Source organism: Pseudomonas sp. LBUM1661 (genome assembly GCF_059695925.1).
Window position 1 is genome coordinate 5379843 of sequence record NZ_CP166794.1, and the last position, 13724, is coordinate 5393566.

Below are 13724 nucleotides of genomic sequence, written 5' to 3' on the forward strand. Positions count from 1 at the left end.
AAACCGCCAAAATGTAACCGTTCATTGCAATAACTGAGTGAATCTCGGCGCAAAGTCGCCGAGATTCACAATCATTGATTTCCGATAGCAGGCTAAGCTTCTCCATCAATAAAAAATGGATCAGCCCATGACTGCTCACGCCCCCGCCATTGCTCAACCCGACGGGATTGATCCCGTCCGGGCCGCGCAGATATCCGCGCGCATCGACCGACTCCCTGCCGTCTCAACCATTTGGCGCCTGGTGGCGCTGCTCTCGATCGGTGGCTTTTTCGAATTGTATGACCTGTTTCAAACGGCCTACATCAGCCCTGGCCTGATTCGCGATGGCATCTTCGCCACCGGCAGCCAGGGCGTGTTTGGCTTCTCCGACCAGGCCGCTTTCGCCTCGGCGACGTTTCTCGGGCTGTTCCTCGGCGCGAGTCTGTTGAGTCCGTTGGCCGACCGTTTCGGCCGACGCGCGATCTTCACCTTCGCGCTGATCTGGTACACCGTCGCCACCGTCGCCATGGGTGTTCAGAGTTCCGCGCTGGGCATTATCTGCATGCGCTTTCTGGTCGGCATCGGGCTCGGTATTGAATTGGTGACCATCGACGCTTACCTCTCGGAACTGGTGCCCAAGCGCATGCGCAGTTCGGCGTTCGCCTTCGCGTTTTTCGTGCAGTTTCTGTCGGTGCCAGCGGTGGCGTTGATGTCCTGGTGGCTGGTGCCGCAAGCGCCTTTCGGTGTGTCCGGTTGGCGCTGGGTGGTGTTGGCCAGTGCGGTGTTTGCGTTGTTCATCTGGTGGCTGCGTTCGCGGTTGCCGGAGTCACCGCGCTGGTTGGCCCAGCATGGGCGGTTCGACGAGGCCAGCCGGATTCTCGACGGCATCGAAGCACGCTGCGTGAAGGACCAGGGCAAGCCGCTGGATGAGCCGGAACTGGCGGCGGTGGATGTTCAAGGCACGGGCCGGTTTGCCGATATCTGGCAACCGCCTTATCGCCGCCGGGCCTTGATGCTGATCGTGTTTCACGTGTTCCAGGCCATCGGTTTTTTTGGCTTCGGCAACTGGTTGCCGGCGCTGCTCTCCGGCCAGGGCGTGAGCGTGACGCACAGCCTGATGTACGCCTTCATCATCACCCTCGCCTACCCGCTCGGACCGCTGCTGTTCGTGAAGTTCGCCAACCGCTTCGAGAACAAATGGCAGATCGTCGGTTCAGCACTCGGCGCCATGACCTTCGGTACGTTGTTCGCTCTGCAAACCAGCGCCTTCGGCCTGATTTTCTGCGGGGTGATGATCACCTTTTGCAACGCCTGGCTGAGCTTCAGTTATCACTCCTACCAAAGCGAATTGTTCCCGACCAACATCCGCGCCCGGGCCGTGGGGTTCTGTTATTCATTCAGTCGCTTGTCCACGGTGTTCAGCAGTTTGCTGATCGGGATTTTTCTCGAGCACTTCGGCACGCCCGGGGTGTTGGCATTCATCGTCAGCAGCATGCTGATCGTGATGCTGACCATCGGCTGGTACGGTCCGCGAACCCGCAACCTGGCGCTGGAAAACATCGCGCATCGATGACACTCCAGCGGTCAATCTCTGCCGCCCGTCGGCAAGGGTTGACCGCCGCCTCCGCTGACCTCACGCCGCGCCCCCCCCGGAAAACAAGGGCTCTAGCGACGGCACGCTATTTGCTCAAGCCGCTGTACCGCAAACACCTACAAGGTCTACTCATCATGTTGGTCAGTGCTCACAAACAAACGTTAATGACCCCGCTGCCGAAAAAGCCCGGCGAAGATCCGACCGCCGAAGCCGCCGCTGGCCTGCAGAGCGTGCTGACGCAAGCCCTGCAAAACAATGTTCAGGCACCCACCGCGCAGACCGGTGCGCAGGTGCAGGAATCGGCCACGCAAATCGCCACGCAGCAAGTCAGTGAGGCGAGCAAAATCAGCGACAACATCGATGAAGCGTTTGCGAAAACCCGCGTGAACCTACAAGCGGTTAACGGGGCACTGCCTGACGCCGTGAAGGACAAGGTTGGTAGTGGCTCGGCCACGGACCAATTCAAGGACTACATGAGCAAAACGCCAGAACAGCGTATGCGCGACAGCATCCTGCAAGAGATGGGGCTGACGGAAGAGGAAGTGCAACAGATGCCGCCGGAAAAACAACAAGCCATAGGTGACGAGATCGCCGAGCGCATGCAAGACAAGATAAAACTGGCGCAGGCCGAGAAAGAAACCGGCAGCAGCGAAAAAGGCAGCCGCCAGGTCGTCGACAAGTTCCTGGCCTCGCTTTAACGCTTTTTGTAGCCGCTGGCGAAGCCTGCGGCTACAAATTGTGGTGTGTATCGGCAAGCATATCCAGCAACGCCTGCACGGCCGCCGAAGGGGTTTGGTTCGATGCGGCCACCAAGGCAAATGCTCGATCGATGCGCGGTGTCACCGGTAGCACTCGCAGCCCCTGCCGCTGGGTTGGCAGCGTCATTTCCGGGACCACGGTCACGCCGATGTTTTCCCGTACAAGGGTGAATGCACTGCTCCACTCCCGGACCTCGACCCGAACATCATGCAGCTGCAGACCCGCATCAATGGCCAGGCTGCGCGCGTTGGTTGAACAGCCGCCGGTGGCCAACACAAAAGGTTGCTCGGCCAATTCCGCGAGGGTGACGCCTTCTTCATTGGAACGGCGCGCCAAAGGATGGCTACCCGGCAGCACCGCCATCCAGGCCTCACGCCCCAACAGAACCGCGTTGCGCGCAGGCGTCGGGTTCAACACCACGCCGACATCCACCAGCCCGGCACCAAGCAGCGTTTCCACTTCGTCGTCGCTGACTTCCAACGCGACCACCTGAATGCCGGGATAAAGCCGATTGAACTGACGCAGCAGTGGCGGTAGCAACGTCGCCAGCACCATGGGGAAACTGGCCAGTCGTATCGTTCCACGTTGAATATCTTTGCCGGCATCGACGGTGCTGCGGATGTTATCCAGCGCGCCGAGCATGGTTCGCGCGTGTTCGATGACCGGCAGTCCGATGGCCGTCGGCAGGGTCTGGCGATTTTCCCGGCTGAACAGCTGGACGCCCAAGGTATCTTCGATCAACGCCAATGCCTGACTGGCACCTGACTGAGTCATGCCGACCCGCTCGGCAGCGCGGGTGATGTTGCCGGTATCCGCCACTGCCACCACCATTCGCCAGTGCATCAGGTTCATCATGGCAGTAGCTTTCCTTATGGCTGTTGTCTGAAAGATTAATTTTACCGAGGGCGCCACGCACTATGACACTGACGCAAATCCCCAACCAGAGCCCTCGAGATGAAGTTGTACTACGTCCCCCAAGCCTGCTCGCTGGCGCCGCACATTGTGCTGCGCGAACTGAACTTGCCGTTCGAATTGGTCCGTGTCGACAACGCCACCAAGAAAACTTTTGATGGCGATGACTTCCTTATGATCAATCCCAAAGGTTACGTCGCAGCGTTGCAATTGGATAACGGTGAGGTGCTGACCGAAGGCCCGGCGATCCTGCAATACCTGGCGGACCAGCGACCCGAGGCGAATCTGGCAGCAATGCCCGGGACATTCGAGCGGGTGCGCTTGCAAGAGTGGCTGAACTTCGTGTCTACGGAGATTCATGGTGGGCTGGGCTGGTTGTTCAGTTCGCAATTTCCGCAGGAGGTCAAAGCGCTGATCAAGGAGAAACTGTTCAAGCGATTTGCGCTGTTGAACCAGACGCTGGAGCGGCAGGATTATTTGATGGGGGACGGGTTCGGCATTGCCGATGCGTATATGTTTACAGTGCTGCGCTGGGCTCCGCTGTTTGCCATTGATTTGAATCAGTGGCCGGCGTTGGTGCTGTTTCAGGCGAGGGTTGATCAGCGGCCGGCAGTGAGAGCGGCTTTGGCGGCAGAGTTGGTGTAAGTCTATACATCGCTTCGCGGGCAAGCCTCGCTCCTACGGGTTATCGCTATCCTGTAGGAGCGAGGCTTGACCGCGAAAGCTATCTACCAATCACCGCAGAACTACAAACTCGCACTCACCTTGGTAGCCACCTCTCCCGGCACCCAGCCCTTCCACACCTGCGGCTGATCACGCAAAAATGCTTCCGCCACTTCACGCGGCTTCTGCCGTTTTTCGCTCATCTGCGCGAGGGTCTGGTTCAGCAGATCGATCGGCAAGTCGACTTTTTCGAAGAACACCACCAGGTCGGGATACTGCGCCTTGAACGGTGCAGACACGCCAATCGCCAGGCTCGCCGGCATCGAACGGGTTCCTTTGGGATTCGGGTTGTTGGCATCGGCCAGGGTCTTCCAGGCGTCGGCATCGAACGGCGGCTCGTCGAGTTTCACCAGTTTGAAACGACCCAGCAATGGCGTCGGCGACCAGTAGTAGAACAGCACGGGTTTGCCCCGACGAATCGACGAAGCCACCTCGGCATCCAGCGCCGCGCCGGAGCCGGTACGGAAGTTGACGAAGCTGGCGGTCAGGTCGTAGGCCTTGAGTTTCTGGCTGTTGACGATCTCCGAGGTCCAACCGGTCGGGCTGTTGAGGAAGCGCCCGCGACTCGGGTCTTCCGGGTCGCGGAACACGTCTTTGTAGCGCGCCAGGTCGGCGACGGATTTCAGTTCCGGAGCCAGGGGTTTAATGCCGCGTTCCGGGTCGCCCTTGATCACGTATTCCGGGACCCACCAGCCTTCGGTGGCGCCTTTGACCGTGTCGCCCAGGCCAAACACTTTGCCTTCCGAGGAAGCCTTCACCCAAGCTGGACTACGTCCAGCCCACTCTTCGCCGATCACTTGAATGTCGTTCTTGGCCAACGCCGCTTCGAGGCTGACGGTGCTGCCCGGCAAGGTATCAGTCGGGTAGCCGTAACCCCTCTCGACGATCAACCGCAGGATCTCAGTGATCAGGCTGCCGCTTTCCCAGGTAATGTCGCCAAAGTGGATAGGCGCGGTTTTTTCTGCCGCCGGTGCCTGGGTGGCCATCAGGCTCAGGGCCAGCAGCGAACTGCCGAGCAGGGTTTTGATCGATCTCATGCGGACCTCCGGGTCAAGGGATTCAAGGGTTGATTGGCGCTGTGCTTTGCGCACAAGGCCTGGGAGCGCGTCATGTAGACGCTGACCGAGCGCTGGGAAATGCCCAGCTCGGCGGCAATTTGCGGGTAGGTCAGGCCGTCTACGCGCGACAATAGAAAGGTCGCCCGAACCTTGCCTGGCAGGCGCTCAAGTGTCCGGTCGAGACCCTGTAGCGCCTGGGTCAGTTGCACCCGTTCTTCAGGCGATGGCGCTTGAAGGTGATCGTCGTGCTGCCACTGATCGAGGTGTTGGCGCTCCAGATCGCGGCGGCGCCAGAGTTGATAAATCAACCGGCGGGCGATGGTGGTGAGCAAGGCGCGAGGTTCGCGAATCGGGTTCAGGCCCGGTGATTCGAGCAGCTGCGCGAAGGTTTCGGCGGCGATGTCTTCGACGCTGGAACTGGCCCCCAGTTGTCGGCGCAACCGTGCGCAGAGCCAGGGGTAATGGGCGCGGAACAATCCGCCCACATCGTTACGATGGGCAAGGTCAGTGCCGGACATAGAGGCTCCAAGGGTTAGGGGTCGCTGAATGTCCGGTGATCCGGTGACGCGATCCTAGCAAGGAGCCTTATTCATTAATAATACTTAAAATGCATTTTTATATTCTATTATGGAATTTAGATAGATGATGCCTGATCCATCGCCTTCGCGGGCGAGCCTCGCTCCTACAGGGATCGGTGTACCTGTAGGAGCGAGGCTTGCCCGCGAATGCTCTCAAGTCACCGCAAGCGTCCAAATCCCAACGCCTCGGCATCCTGCTGATAGTCGAGAATGATTTGATAGTCGTTTTCAGTGGCCGGCAGCACCTCCTGAAGACCGAGAATTTCAGCAACATCCGGCAACTCCCGCAACGTCTGATTCATTACCCGCCGAAGCTGCTCAACCTGTTCATCCGTGGCGGCGGCAGCGGTGATGTAGAGCAAGGTCGGGCTGAATGCACTGCGAACCACGACGCGCAGGCCGGCCACTTCGTCTTCAGCGTGTCGCGCCAGGTAGGCAAAGGTCACACTGTCGATGGCCGCCAGGTCGGCTTTATCTTCACGCAACCAGCGCAGGCTCTCGCGGTGGCCGCCGCTGATGCCGACGCTGGCGAAGAACCGCCCTTCCCGATGCAGCGGCGCCAGTCGGTGGCGCAACAGGTTCATGCCGCTGTTGGAGTCCTCACCATTGATCACACCGCGGCTGTCGCGAAAGGCTGGCAAGGTCCGTCGCGGATCATCGGCGCGACTCAACAGCAGGCTGCAATGGTTGCCGCCAGTGCTGTCGGGCAGCTCATAGCGAGGACGACCGACGACCCGAACCTGACCGCGCAAGGCCGTCATCAGCGGGTAGCCGCAGGTTTGGGTCAGCAACAAGTTCGGGGACAGCCACAGGTCCATCAGCGACAACTCGTCGGCGTTGAGGCGGGTGGCGCCCAGGTGTTCGAGGATTCGCGTCAGCAACCGCTCGTTGGCTTCGCGGATCGGTTCGGGGGCGACGTACATCAGCAATTCAGCGAAGTGTTCAGTCATCGAAATCTTCCAATACGCGAAAATCCACGGTGGGAGCGGGCTTGCTCGCGAAGGCGGTATGACAGGCAACATTGATGTCGACTGACACTCCCTCTTCGCGGGCGAGCCCGCTCCCACAAGGGTTAGGTGTCGATCATAAAAAATCAGTGGAACGGGTGTTTCGGGCTGTCGATGGCCTTGATCCCATTCTCGCGCCACAACTGACCATAACCCTGCACCAGAAACCCGCCACTGCGCGCCAGCCATTGTTCGCGACGCGCGTGATAGGCACGGGGCAAGTCGTACCAGGGCAGACCCGGCAAGTCGTGATGCACCAGATGAAAGTTCAGGTTCAGGAACAACCAGCGCCATGGCCATGCCGCTTCATTGAGCACGGTGCGTTGCTCGGGTTGTGCATGCGGGCGGTGTTCATAGTAAGAGCGGATCATCGCAATCGAAAGCGCCGGCACACTGATCAGCAACAGGTAATGCCACACGGGCAGCACGCTGTAGCGGGCGATGAACAGCAACATCAGCAAGGTCAGCGCGCCGTGGGTCAACCACATCAACCAGGCCTGCCGCTCACCCGCTTTCAGCCGTTGCAGCTCCTCCCGAGCCAGCGCCAGCAACGCCAGCGGCGCGCCGAGGACGAAGCGTCCGAGTACGGTTTTGTTCAGCCAGTGCAAGCCTTGATCGAACAGTGAACTGCCCCGCCACTGCTCGGCGCTCAGGTAACGGGATTCCGGATCGCGACCGGGAATGGTCAGGTCTTCGTCGCGGTGATGCAGCAAATGGCTGTCGCGATAGAGGGTGTAGGGATACCAGACAGCGAACGGTGCATAGCCAAGGATTTTGTTCAGCGAAGTCCAACGGGTGGGATGGCCGTGAAGCAATTCGTGCTGCACGGACAACCAAAGCACCACTAACGGAATCAACAGCAATGTGCTCCACCACAAACCCAACCGGGCACTGCCCAGCACAAGGCCGAACCAGCCGGCATACGCGCCGATCAGCAACAACCAGGTCGGCCACTCGGTGCGGGCGGTCATACGTTGGCGCAGGGTGTTGATTTCTTCACAGTGGGCGCTATCGAAATAATGGGGCATGGCGTTGCTCAGATCGGGGACCAGTCCCTCTCTGTGCAATGGCGCGGGGAAATCTTGCAGATTATTTGATTGTTTCGTGAGTCATGCAGCGGGAGCCCGAGGGCCGGGCTCCCTTGTCGCGGGATCAATGACCGAACACATCCACCTTCTTGGCCTTCTTGTCCGCACGCTTTTCATCGGCGGTTTTCGCCGGTTTTTTCTTTGCTGCTTTCTTTGAATCCATGCCTTTGGCCATGATACGTACTCCACTCATACGGGATGTGAGATCAGGTATACACCTATCCCCGCGCGCGTGTTCTTTTATAATCGTGCGCCTTGCGTACCGACAGTCCAATCCTATGCCCAACACCCAATACACCTTGCTCGCCGAGCCTTTGTGGCCCTTGATGAACAAGTTTTATCGCGCCCACCAATCGCCGATGAAAGCGGTCCGTGACGCTCAATTATGGGTGGCCAGGCGCGACGAGATCATTGGCGCGCTGTGTTTGCGCCCGGTGGCGGAGGGGCACTGGCTGACGGGTTTGTTTGTCGACCCTGCGTGTCGCGAACAGGGAATCGCCGCAGCGTTGATCGCCCAGGCAGTCAAGAACCTTGAAGGCCCGGTCTGGCTGTTTTGTCACCCGGACCTGCGCGGTTTTTATGAGCGCCGTGGTTTTACCTTCGACCCGTCCTTGCCGTATGCATTGGCCGAGCGCTTGAGTCGATACGCCCGCAGCAAACCGATGATTGCCATGGGCTTAGAACCGTTGGTGAGGTCGACCGTCGATAATGTGTGATCGGCCGGTGATAGCTGCGTGCTAGCCTCGGGGTCGACTTCGACTTCTCAGGATTTTTCATGAAACCTGCCCTTCTGGCTTTGACGCTCGCCACCTTGCTCAGCCCCACTTTCAGCCATGCCGCCCAAACCCAATCGGTGTCTGCCGAGCAATACGCCAACGTGCTGAAAGGCTCGTGGCGAGCGCCGGAAAACGTGGCGCGCGATGGCTACCGTCATCCGCAGCAGTCGCTGCAATTCTTTGGATTGGGGCCGAATCAGACGGTCATTGAAATCACTCCCGGCAACGGTTGGTACAGCGAACTGCTGGCACCGTTGCTCAAGGATCACGGGCAGTATATCGCCGCCGTGCAGGCGCCGACGGTCAGTGAGTACGCACGCAAGAACGAAGAAAAGCTCAAGGCGAAATTCGCCGCGGCGCCAGCTCAATACGCCAAGGCCCAGGTGTTGGAGTTCGACCCTAAAGCACCGGCGCTGGGCCAACCCGGTTCGGCGGACACCGTGCTGACCTTTCGCAACGTGCACAACTGGGTGCTGGCGGACACGGCACCGCTGATGTTCGAGGCGTTCTTCAAGGTGCTGAAACCGGGTGGCGTGCTCGGCGTGGTGGATCACCGGGCGAAGGACGGGGCGTCGCTGGACGACATCAAGCACAGCGGCTACCTGACCACCGATTACGTGGTGAAACTGGCGACGGATGCGGGCTTCAAGCTTGAGGGCCAGAGCGAGATCAATGCCAACCCCAAGGACACCAAGGATTACCCGGAAGGCGTCTGGACGTTGCCGCCAGCGTTGACCCTGGGGGAAAAGGATCGGGCGAAGTATGTGGCGATCGGTGAGTCGGACCGGATGACGTTGCGGTTCGTTAAACCCGCCAAGTGATGCACTGAAGCCCCATGGAGATCAAATGTGGTGGTTTCAAGGATTCAGTCAGTCGTCCGCGTTGGGATCAAGGTCCGGGAACATCACTTCGGTGAACCCGAACTTGCTGAAATCAGTGATGCGCGACGGGTACAACCGGCCGATCAGGTGATCGCACTCATGTTGCACCACCCGTGCATGAAATCCCTCGGCAATGCGCACGATCGGATTGCCCTTGGGATCGAAACCTTCATAACGAATCTGCTGATAGCGATCCACCGCGCCGCGCAGGCCCGGCACTGACAGGCAGCCTTCGAACCCCTCTTCCAGCGTCGGGCTCAGCGGTGTGATCAGCGGATTGATCAGGATGGTCTGCGGTACCGCTTCGGCGTCCGGGTAGCGTTCGCTGTGCTCGAAACCGAAGATTACCAATTGCAGGTCGACGCCGATCTGTGGCGCGGCCAGGCCGACGCCGCCGACGCTTTCCATGGTCTGGAACATGTCGTCGATCAGTTGCCACAATTCAGGGCTGTCGAACATCTCGGCAGGCACCGGCGGCGCAATGCGCAGCAGGCGTTCATCGCCCATTTTCAGAATTTCACGGATCATTTTATGACTTCGTCAGTGGGCGGCTTGATCGAGTGGTCCCGACCCAGTCCGGAAACATGTTGTTTGGGTTCGTGATCGAGCTCGCCGGGGACTTTTTCGCCATCATTCTTGCCTTCGGTCGACATGTGCTCGATCACCGCATTCATCTCGGCGCCGAGCAACAGCACCGCGGCGGAAATATAGAAGTACAGCAACAGCACGATGATCGCGCCGATACTGCCATACATGGCGTTGTAGTTGGCGAACTCCTTGACGTACAGACCGAAGCCCAGCGACGCGATGATCCACACCACCACCGCCAGCACCGAGCCTGGGGTGATAAAGCGAAACTCCTGTTTGACGTCGGGCATGACGTAATAAATCAGCGCCACCGCCATCATCAACAGAATCACGACTACCGGCCAACGGACGATGGTCCAGAGCGTCACGATGAAGTATTCAAGGCCGACTTGCGAAGCGATCCACTCCATCACCTGCGGCCCGAGCACCATCAGCGCGGCGGCAACCAGCAGCATGCCGGCGATGCCGACGGTGTAGATAATCGACAGCGGAAAGCGCTTCCACGCCGGCCGGCCCTCGACCACGTCGTACGCCGCGTTCATCGCGCTCATCATCAGCCGCACACCGGCGGACGCCGTCCACAGGGCGATCACGATACCCACCGACAGCAAGCCACCCTTGGATTGCTGAAGCTGGTCGATCACCGGGTTGACCTGCTCCAGCGCCTGGGGCGGCAGGACCAGTTCCGATTGCAGGCGCAGCCAGGAGAAGAAGTCCGGCAGGTGCAGGAAGCCGATCAGGGCAATCAGGAACAGAATGAAGGGAAACAGCGAAAACAGCATTTGATAGGCCAGCGCCGAGGCATAGGTCGACATCTCGTCGTCGACGAACTCGGTGACCGTGCGCACCATCACACGATGGATGGGCAGGCCTTTCATGTGTGGGAAAAACATTAGCGTCTCCTTTCGCCGCAAAATTTGGTCGAAGTCGTGGCGACTCAGGGGCCGTTTTCTACATCAAAGTAGCGTACTTGGCGACTTTGAAACAATTTCCTTGCGCAAGTTCAGGCTGACACAAAAACGGCCATCCGTGGATGGCCGTTTCTTGTTCACTTCTAAGGCCGGATCACGCCTTGTCGATGCCTTTTTTGAGCGCATCCTTGGCTTTGCCGACCGCTTGCTGGGCTTCGCCTTTCTTTTCCTGCACCACGCCTTCGGTGCGCATTTTGTCGTTACCGGTGGCCTTGCCGACGCCTTGCTTGACGTTGCCGGCGGCTTCGTTGGCCATGCCTTTTACTTTATCGCCAGTGCTGCTCATGGTGTTTCTCCTGTGAACAAATCAATGAGAAAAGTCGTTACACAAGGATTGACCGGAGGCGTTTGCACGGAGTTTCATTTATTTTCAGCAGGACATTTCATCGATCACAGCAGGTTGGGCTTTATGTTTGCCGACCAACCCCCGAGAATGCGCAACGTATTCAGGCCATGGCGCTGAAGATCCAATCCCGTAGGAATGTTATGAAACTCGATAAAAAGCAGGCCATTGCCCGCAGAAACCAGGAACTCGGCGGTGCTGTGCTTGGCGTCAACAACTGCCATTTCACCGAATTGAACCGCAACCGCAACATCTGGTGGTTCGATATCCCGGTCGCACGCCTGGCCATTGGTCAGTACGAGTGGGTTCACTTGCTGATGCACACGCCGGAAACCGACGAACTGCTGCACCTGAAAGTGCCGACGGTGTTCCTGCGCGAAAAGCTTGAAGGTCTGGTGGTGCGCAATGAAGGCAAGCGCAAAGCGGCGTTGAGCCTGGAATTGAGCGCGGATAAGGATTCGTACCTGCAGGACATGCGTCCGGCGGGCACCAACGTCAATTTCGCGCAATTCCGCCTGTAACAGCACAAGCTTCGCGAGCAAGCCCGCTCCCAGATTTAACCGAGTTTTTCCAGAACGAATGCGATCGAATGTGGGAGCGGGCTTGCTCGCGAAGGCGGTCTGACAGGCGCTAAAAATATTCCGATCAGAATCAAAAAGCCCCGCATCTGCGGGGCTTTTGTTTGATCAGGCGCCTACTTTCTTCACGCCAAGTTTCTTCAGTTCCTCATCGCGCAGTTCGCGACGCAGGATCTTGCCGACGTTGGTGGTCGGCAGCGCATCGCGGAACTCCACGGAACGCGGCACCTTGTAGCCGGTGACGTTGGCGCGCATGTGCTCCATCACCTGTTCCTTGGTCAGCGTGACGCCCGGTTTGGCAACGATGAAGATCTTGATCGCTTCGCCCGACTTCTCGTCCGGCACGCCGATCGCCGCGCATTGCAGCACGCCCGGCAGGGTCGCCAGCACGTCTTCGAGCTCGTTCGGGTACACGTTGAAACCGGAGACCAGGATCATGTCTTTCTTGCGATCGACAATGCGCATGTAGCCGTCAGGCTGAATCAGCGCGATGTCACCGGTCTTCAACCAGCCTTCGCTGTCGAGGATTTCATCGGTGGCTTCCTGGCGCTGCCAGTAGCCCTTCATCACCTGCGGACCTTTCACACACAGCTCACCGATTTCACCCATCGGCTGTTCAACACCGGCATCGTCGATGATTTTGCACAGGGTCGACGGAACCGGAATACCAATGGTGCCGATCTGGATGTTCTGGATCGGATTGACCGTCGCCACCGGGCTGGTTTCGGTCATGCCGTAACCTTCACAAATGGAGCAACCGGTGACCGCTTTCCAGCGCTCGGCGGCGGCCAGTTGCAGGGCCATGCCACCGGACAGGGTGACTTTCAGTGCAGAGAAATCCAGCTTGCGGAAACCTTCGTTGTTGCACAGGGCGACAAACAGCGTATTGAGCCCGACGAAACCGCTGAACTTCCACTTCGACAGTTCCTTGACCATCGCCGTCAAATCGCGCGGGTTGCTGATCAGGATGTTGTGGTTGCCGATCAGCATCATCGCCATGCAATGAAAGGTGAAGGCATAGATGTGGTACAGCGGCAGCGGCGTGATCAGGATCTCGCAACCTTCATGGAGGTTGGAACCCATCAGCGCCTTGCACTGCAACATGTTCGCCACCAGGTTGCGGTGGGTGAGCATCGCGCCCTTGGCCACGCCGGTGGTGCCGCCGGTGTATTGCAGCACCGCGACATCGCTGCTGGCCGGGTTGGCTTCAGCCACTGGCTGACCATGGCCCTTGCTCAGCACGTCGTTGAACTTGATGGCCTTGGGCAAGTGATACGCCGGGACCATCTTCTTCACGTACTTGATGACGCTGTTGACGAGCAGACGCTTGAGCGGCGGCAGCAGGTCGGCCACTTCCGTGACAATCACGTGCTTGACGCCGGTTTTCGGCACGACGATCTGCGCCAGGTGCGCCATGTTGGCCAGGCAGACCAGGGCCTTGGCGCCGGAGTCGTTGAATTGGTGTTCCATTTCCCGCGCGGTGTACAGCGGGTTGGTGTTGACCACGATCAGCCCGGCGCGGATGGCCCCGAAAACGGCAACCGGGTACTGCAACACGTTGGGCAGTTGCACGGCGATTCGATCGCCCGGCTTCAAGTCGGTATGCTGTTGCAGGTAAGCGGCAAAGGCACCGGACAATTCGTACAGTTCACCGTAGGTGATTGTCTTGCCCAGGTTGCTGAATGCCGGCTTGTTGGCAAAGCGTTGGCAGGACTGCTTCAACACCGCCTGAATATTCGGATACTCGTCTGGATTGATGTCGGCAGCAATCCCGGCAGGGTACTTATCCTTCCAAAAGTCTTCGATCATGGAAGCCCACTCCTCAGCAACGCGAATTCATCACCGCATTTGATGCGATTATTATTGGTGTGTGTTTTTGGTGTCTATTT

General features: G+C 58.8%; 15 protein-coding genes. 6 read left to right on the forward strand and 9 right to left on the reverse strand.

The features are described from left to right. Positions 1 to 127 precede the first annotated feature (127 nt). Entirely contained in the window at positions 128 to 1552 is a 1425-nt protein-coding gene (locus ACA057_RS24670; RefSeq protein ID WP_497343112.1) for an MFS transporter, read from the forward strand. Positions 1553 to 1707: 155 nt separating this feature from the next. Continuing rightward, a complete protein-coding gene (locus ACA057_RS24675) occupies positions 1708 to 2271 on the forward strand; it encodes a hypothetical protein (protein ID WP_497350013.1) in 564 nt (187 codons plus the stop codon). Between the two features lie 31 nt (positions 2272 to 2302). On the opposite strand, the gene ACA057_RS24680 is transcribed toward ACA057_RS24675, so the two are convergent. Further along, a complete protein-coding gene (locus ACA057_RS24680) occupies positions 2303 to 3187 on the reverse strand; it encodes a LysR family transcriptional regulator (protein WP_497343114.1) in 885 nt (294 codons plus the stop codon). A 99-nt stretch (positions 3188 to 3286) separates the two neighbouring features. On the opposite strand from ACA057_RS24680, the gene gstA reads away from it, so the two are divergent. Then, positions 3287 to 3889, forward strand: coding sequence for a glutathione transferase GstA (gene gstA, locus ACA057_RS24685; RefSeq protein ID WP_497343116.1), 603 nt, complete (start codon positions 3287 to 3289; stop codon positions 3887 to 3889). Between the two features lie 101 nt (positions 3890 to 3990). Here the strand turns inward: gstA and ACA057_RS24690 are convergent, their stop codons facing one another. The 4 genes from ACA057_RS24690 to ACA057_RS24705 all read right to left on the reverse strand — a co-directional run bounded on the left by ACA057_RS24690 (position 3991) and on the right by ACA057_RS24705 (position 7638). Beyond that, positions 3991 to 5004, reverse strand: coding sequence for an ABC transporter substrate-binding protein (locus ACA057_RS24690; protein ID WP_497343118.1), 1014 nt, complete (start codon positions 5002 to 5004; stop codon positions 3991 to 3993). Further along, positions 5001 to 5543 carry a sigma-70 family RNA polymerase sigma factor gene (locus tag ACA057_RS24695; RefSeq protein WP_497343120.1) on the reverse strand — a complete coding sequence of 181 codons (543 nt, stop codon included), beginning with the start codon at positions 5541 to 5543 and terminating at the stop codon, positions 5001 to 5003. Before ACA057_RS24695 ends, ACA057_RS24690 begins: the two co-directional genes overlap by 4 nt. Before the next feature lie 218 nt (positions 5544 to 5761). Beyond that, positions 5762 to 6553 (reverse strand): phosphate/phosphite/phosphonate ABC transporter substrate-binding protein, encoded by a 792-nt coding sequence (locus ACA057_RS24700; protein ID WP_497343122.1) that lies wholly within the window; start codon positions 6551 to 6553, stop codon positions 5762 to 5764. Positions 6554 to 6696: 143 nt separating this feature from the next. Further along, complete coding sequence (locus tag ACA057_RS24705) at positions 6697 to 7638, reverse strand: fatty acid desaturase (protein WP_497343124.1); 942 nt, start codon at positions 7636 to 7638, stop codon at positions 6697 to 6699. A gap of 338 nt (positions 7639 to 7976) precedes the next feature. Here ACA057_RS24705 and ACA057_RS24710 point away from each other — a divergent pair, with 338 nt between their 5' ends. Both ACA057_RS24710 and ACA057_RS24715 read left to right on the forward strand, forming a co-directional pair. Continuing rightward, a complete protein-coding gene (locus ACA057_RS24710; RefSeq protein WP_497343126.1) occupies positions 7977 to 8414 on the forward strand; it encodes a GNAT family N-acetyltransferase in 438 nt (145 codons plus the stop codon). 59 nt (positions 8415 to 8473) lie between these two features. Continuing rightward, positions 8474 to 9295, forward strand: coding sequence for a class I SAM-dependent methyltransferase (locus ACA057_RS24715; protein WP_497343128.1), 822 nt, complete (start codon positions 8474 to 8476; stop codon positions 9293 to 9295). Positions 9296 to 9343: 48 nt separating this feature from the next. Here the strand turns inward: ACA057_RS24715 and def are convergent, their stop codons facing one another. The 3 genes from def to ACA057_RS24730 form a co-directional block, all read right to left on the reverse strand. Beyond that, on the reverse strand, positions 9344 to 9883 hold the full coding sequence (gene def, locus ACA057_RS24720; protein WP_401363979.1) for a peptide deformylase: 540 nt from the start codon (positions 9881 to 9883) through the stop codon (positions 9344 to 9346). Beyond that, on the reverse strand, positions 9880 to 10836 hold the full coding sequence (locus ACA057_RS24725) for a YihY/virulence factor BrkB family protein (protein WP_497343130.1): 957 nt from the start codon (positions 10834 to 10836) through the stop codon (positions 9880 to 9882). The genes def and ACA057_RS24725 overlap by 4 nt, the downstream gene beginning before the upstream one ends. Positions 10837 to 11008: 172 nt before the next feature. Next, the gene (locus ACA057_RS24730) at positions 11009 to 11200 is read right to left on the reverse strand and encodes a CsbD family protein (protein WP_497343132.1); all 192 of its coding nucleotides are present in this window, start codon (positions 11198 to 11200) and stop codon (positions 11009 to 11011) included. Positions 11201 to 11400: 200 nt separating this feature from the next. On the opposite strand from ACA057_RS24730, the gene ACA057_RS24735 reads away from it, so the two are divergent. Further along, positions 11401 to 11778: a hypothetical protein gene (locus ACA057_RS24735; protein WP_111451478.1), complete on the forward strand. Its 378-nt coding sequence runs from the start codon at positions 11401 to 11403 to the stop codon at positions 11776 to 11778. Between the two features lie 165 nt (positions 11779 to 11943). Here ACA057_RS24735 and fadD1 read toward each other — a convergent pair whose 3' ends face one another. Next, positions 11944 to 13644, reverse strand: coding sequence for a long-chain-fatty-acid--CoA ligase FadD1 (gene fadD1, locus ACA057_RS24740; RefSeq protein WP_497343134.1), 1701 nt, complete (start codon positions 13642 to 13644; stop codon positions 11944 to 11946). Between the last annotated feature and the right edge of the window lie 80 nt (positions 13645 to 13724).

Bases quoted from the DNA above. Each gene is read 5' to 3' on its own strand.
- ACA057_RS24670 (WP_497343112.1), top strand. From the start codon at position 128: ATGACTGCTCACGCCCCCGCCATTGCTCAACCCGACGGGATTGATCCC.
- ACA057_RS24710 (WP_497343126.1), top strand. From the start codon at position 7,977: ATGCCCAACACCCAATACACCTTGCTCGCCGAGCCTTTGTGGCCCTTG.
- ACA057_RS24675 (WP_497350013.1), top strand. From the start codon at position 1,708: ATGTTGGTCAGTGCTCACAAACAAACGTTAATGACCCCGCTGCCGAAA.
- ACA057_RS24705 (WP_497343124.1), bottom strand. From the start codon at position 7,638: ATGCCCCATTATTTCGATAGCGCCCACTGTGAAGAAATCAACACCCTG.
- ACA057_RS24680 (WP_497343114.1), bottom strand. From the start codon at position 3,187: ATGATGAACCTGATGCACTGGCGAATGGTGGTGGCAGTGGCGGATACC.
- ACA057_RS24695 (WP_497343120.1), bottom strand. From the start codon at position 5,543: ATGTCCGGCACTGACCTTGCCCATCGTAACGATGTGGGCGGATTGTTC.
- ACA057_RS24715 (WP_497343128.1), top strand. From the start codon at position 8,474: ATGAAACCTGCCCTTCTGGCTTTGACGCTCGCCACCTTGCTCAGCCCC.
- ACA057_RS24725 (WP_497343130.1), bottom strand. From the start codon at position 10,836: ATGTTTTTCCCACACATGAAAGGCCTGCCCATCCATCGTGTGATGGTG.
- gstA (WP_497343116.1), top strand. From the start codon at position 3,287: ATGAAGTTGTACTACGTCCCCCAAGCCTGCTCGCTGGCGCCGCACATT.
- ACA057_RS24730 (WP_497343132.1), bottom strand. From the start codon at position 11,200: ATGAGCAGCACTGGCGATAAAGTAAAAGGCATGGCCAACGAAGCCGCC.
- ACA057_RS24690 (WP_497343118.1), bottom strand. From the start codon at position 5,004: ATGAGATCGATCAAAACCCTGCTCGGCAGTTCGCTGCTGGCCCTGAGC.
- ACA057_RS24700 (WP_497343122.1), bottom strand. From the start codon at position 6,553: ATGACTGAACACTTCGCTGAATTGCTGATGTACGTCGCCCCCGAACCG.
- fadD1 (WP_497343134.1), bottom strand. From the start codon at position 13,644: ATGATCGAAGACTTTTGGAAGGATAAGTACCCTGCCGGGATTGCTGCC.
- ACA057_RS24735 (WP_111451478.1), top strand. From the start codon at position 11,401: ATGAAACTCGATAAAAAGCAGGCCATTGCCCGCAGAAACCAGGAACTC.
- def (WP_401363979.1), bottom strand. From the start codon at position 9,883: ATGATCCGTGAAATTCTGAAAATGGGCGATGAACGCCTGCTGCGCATT.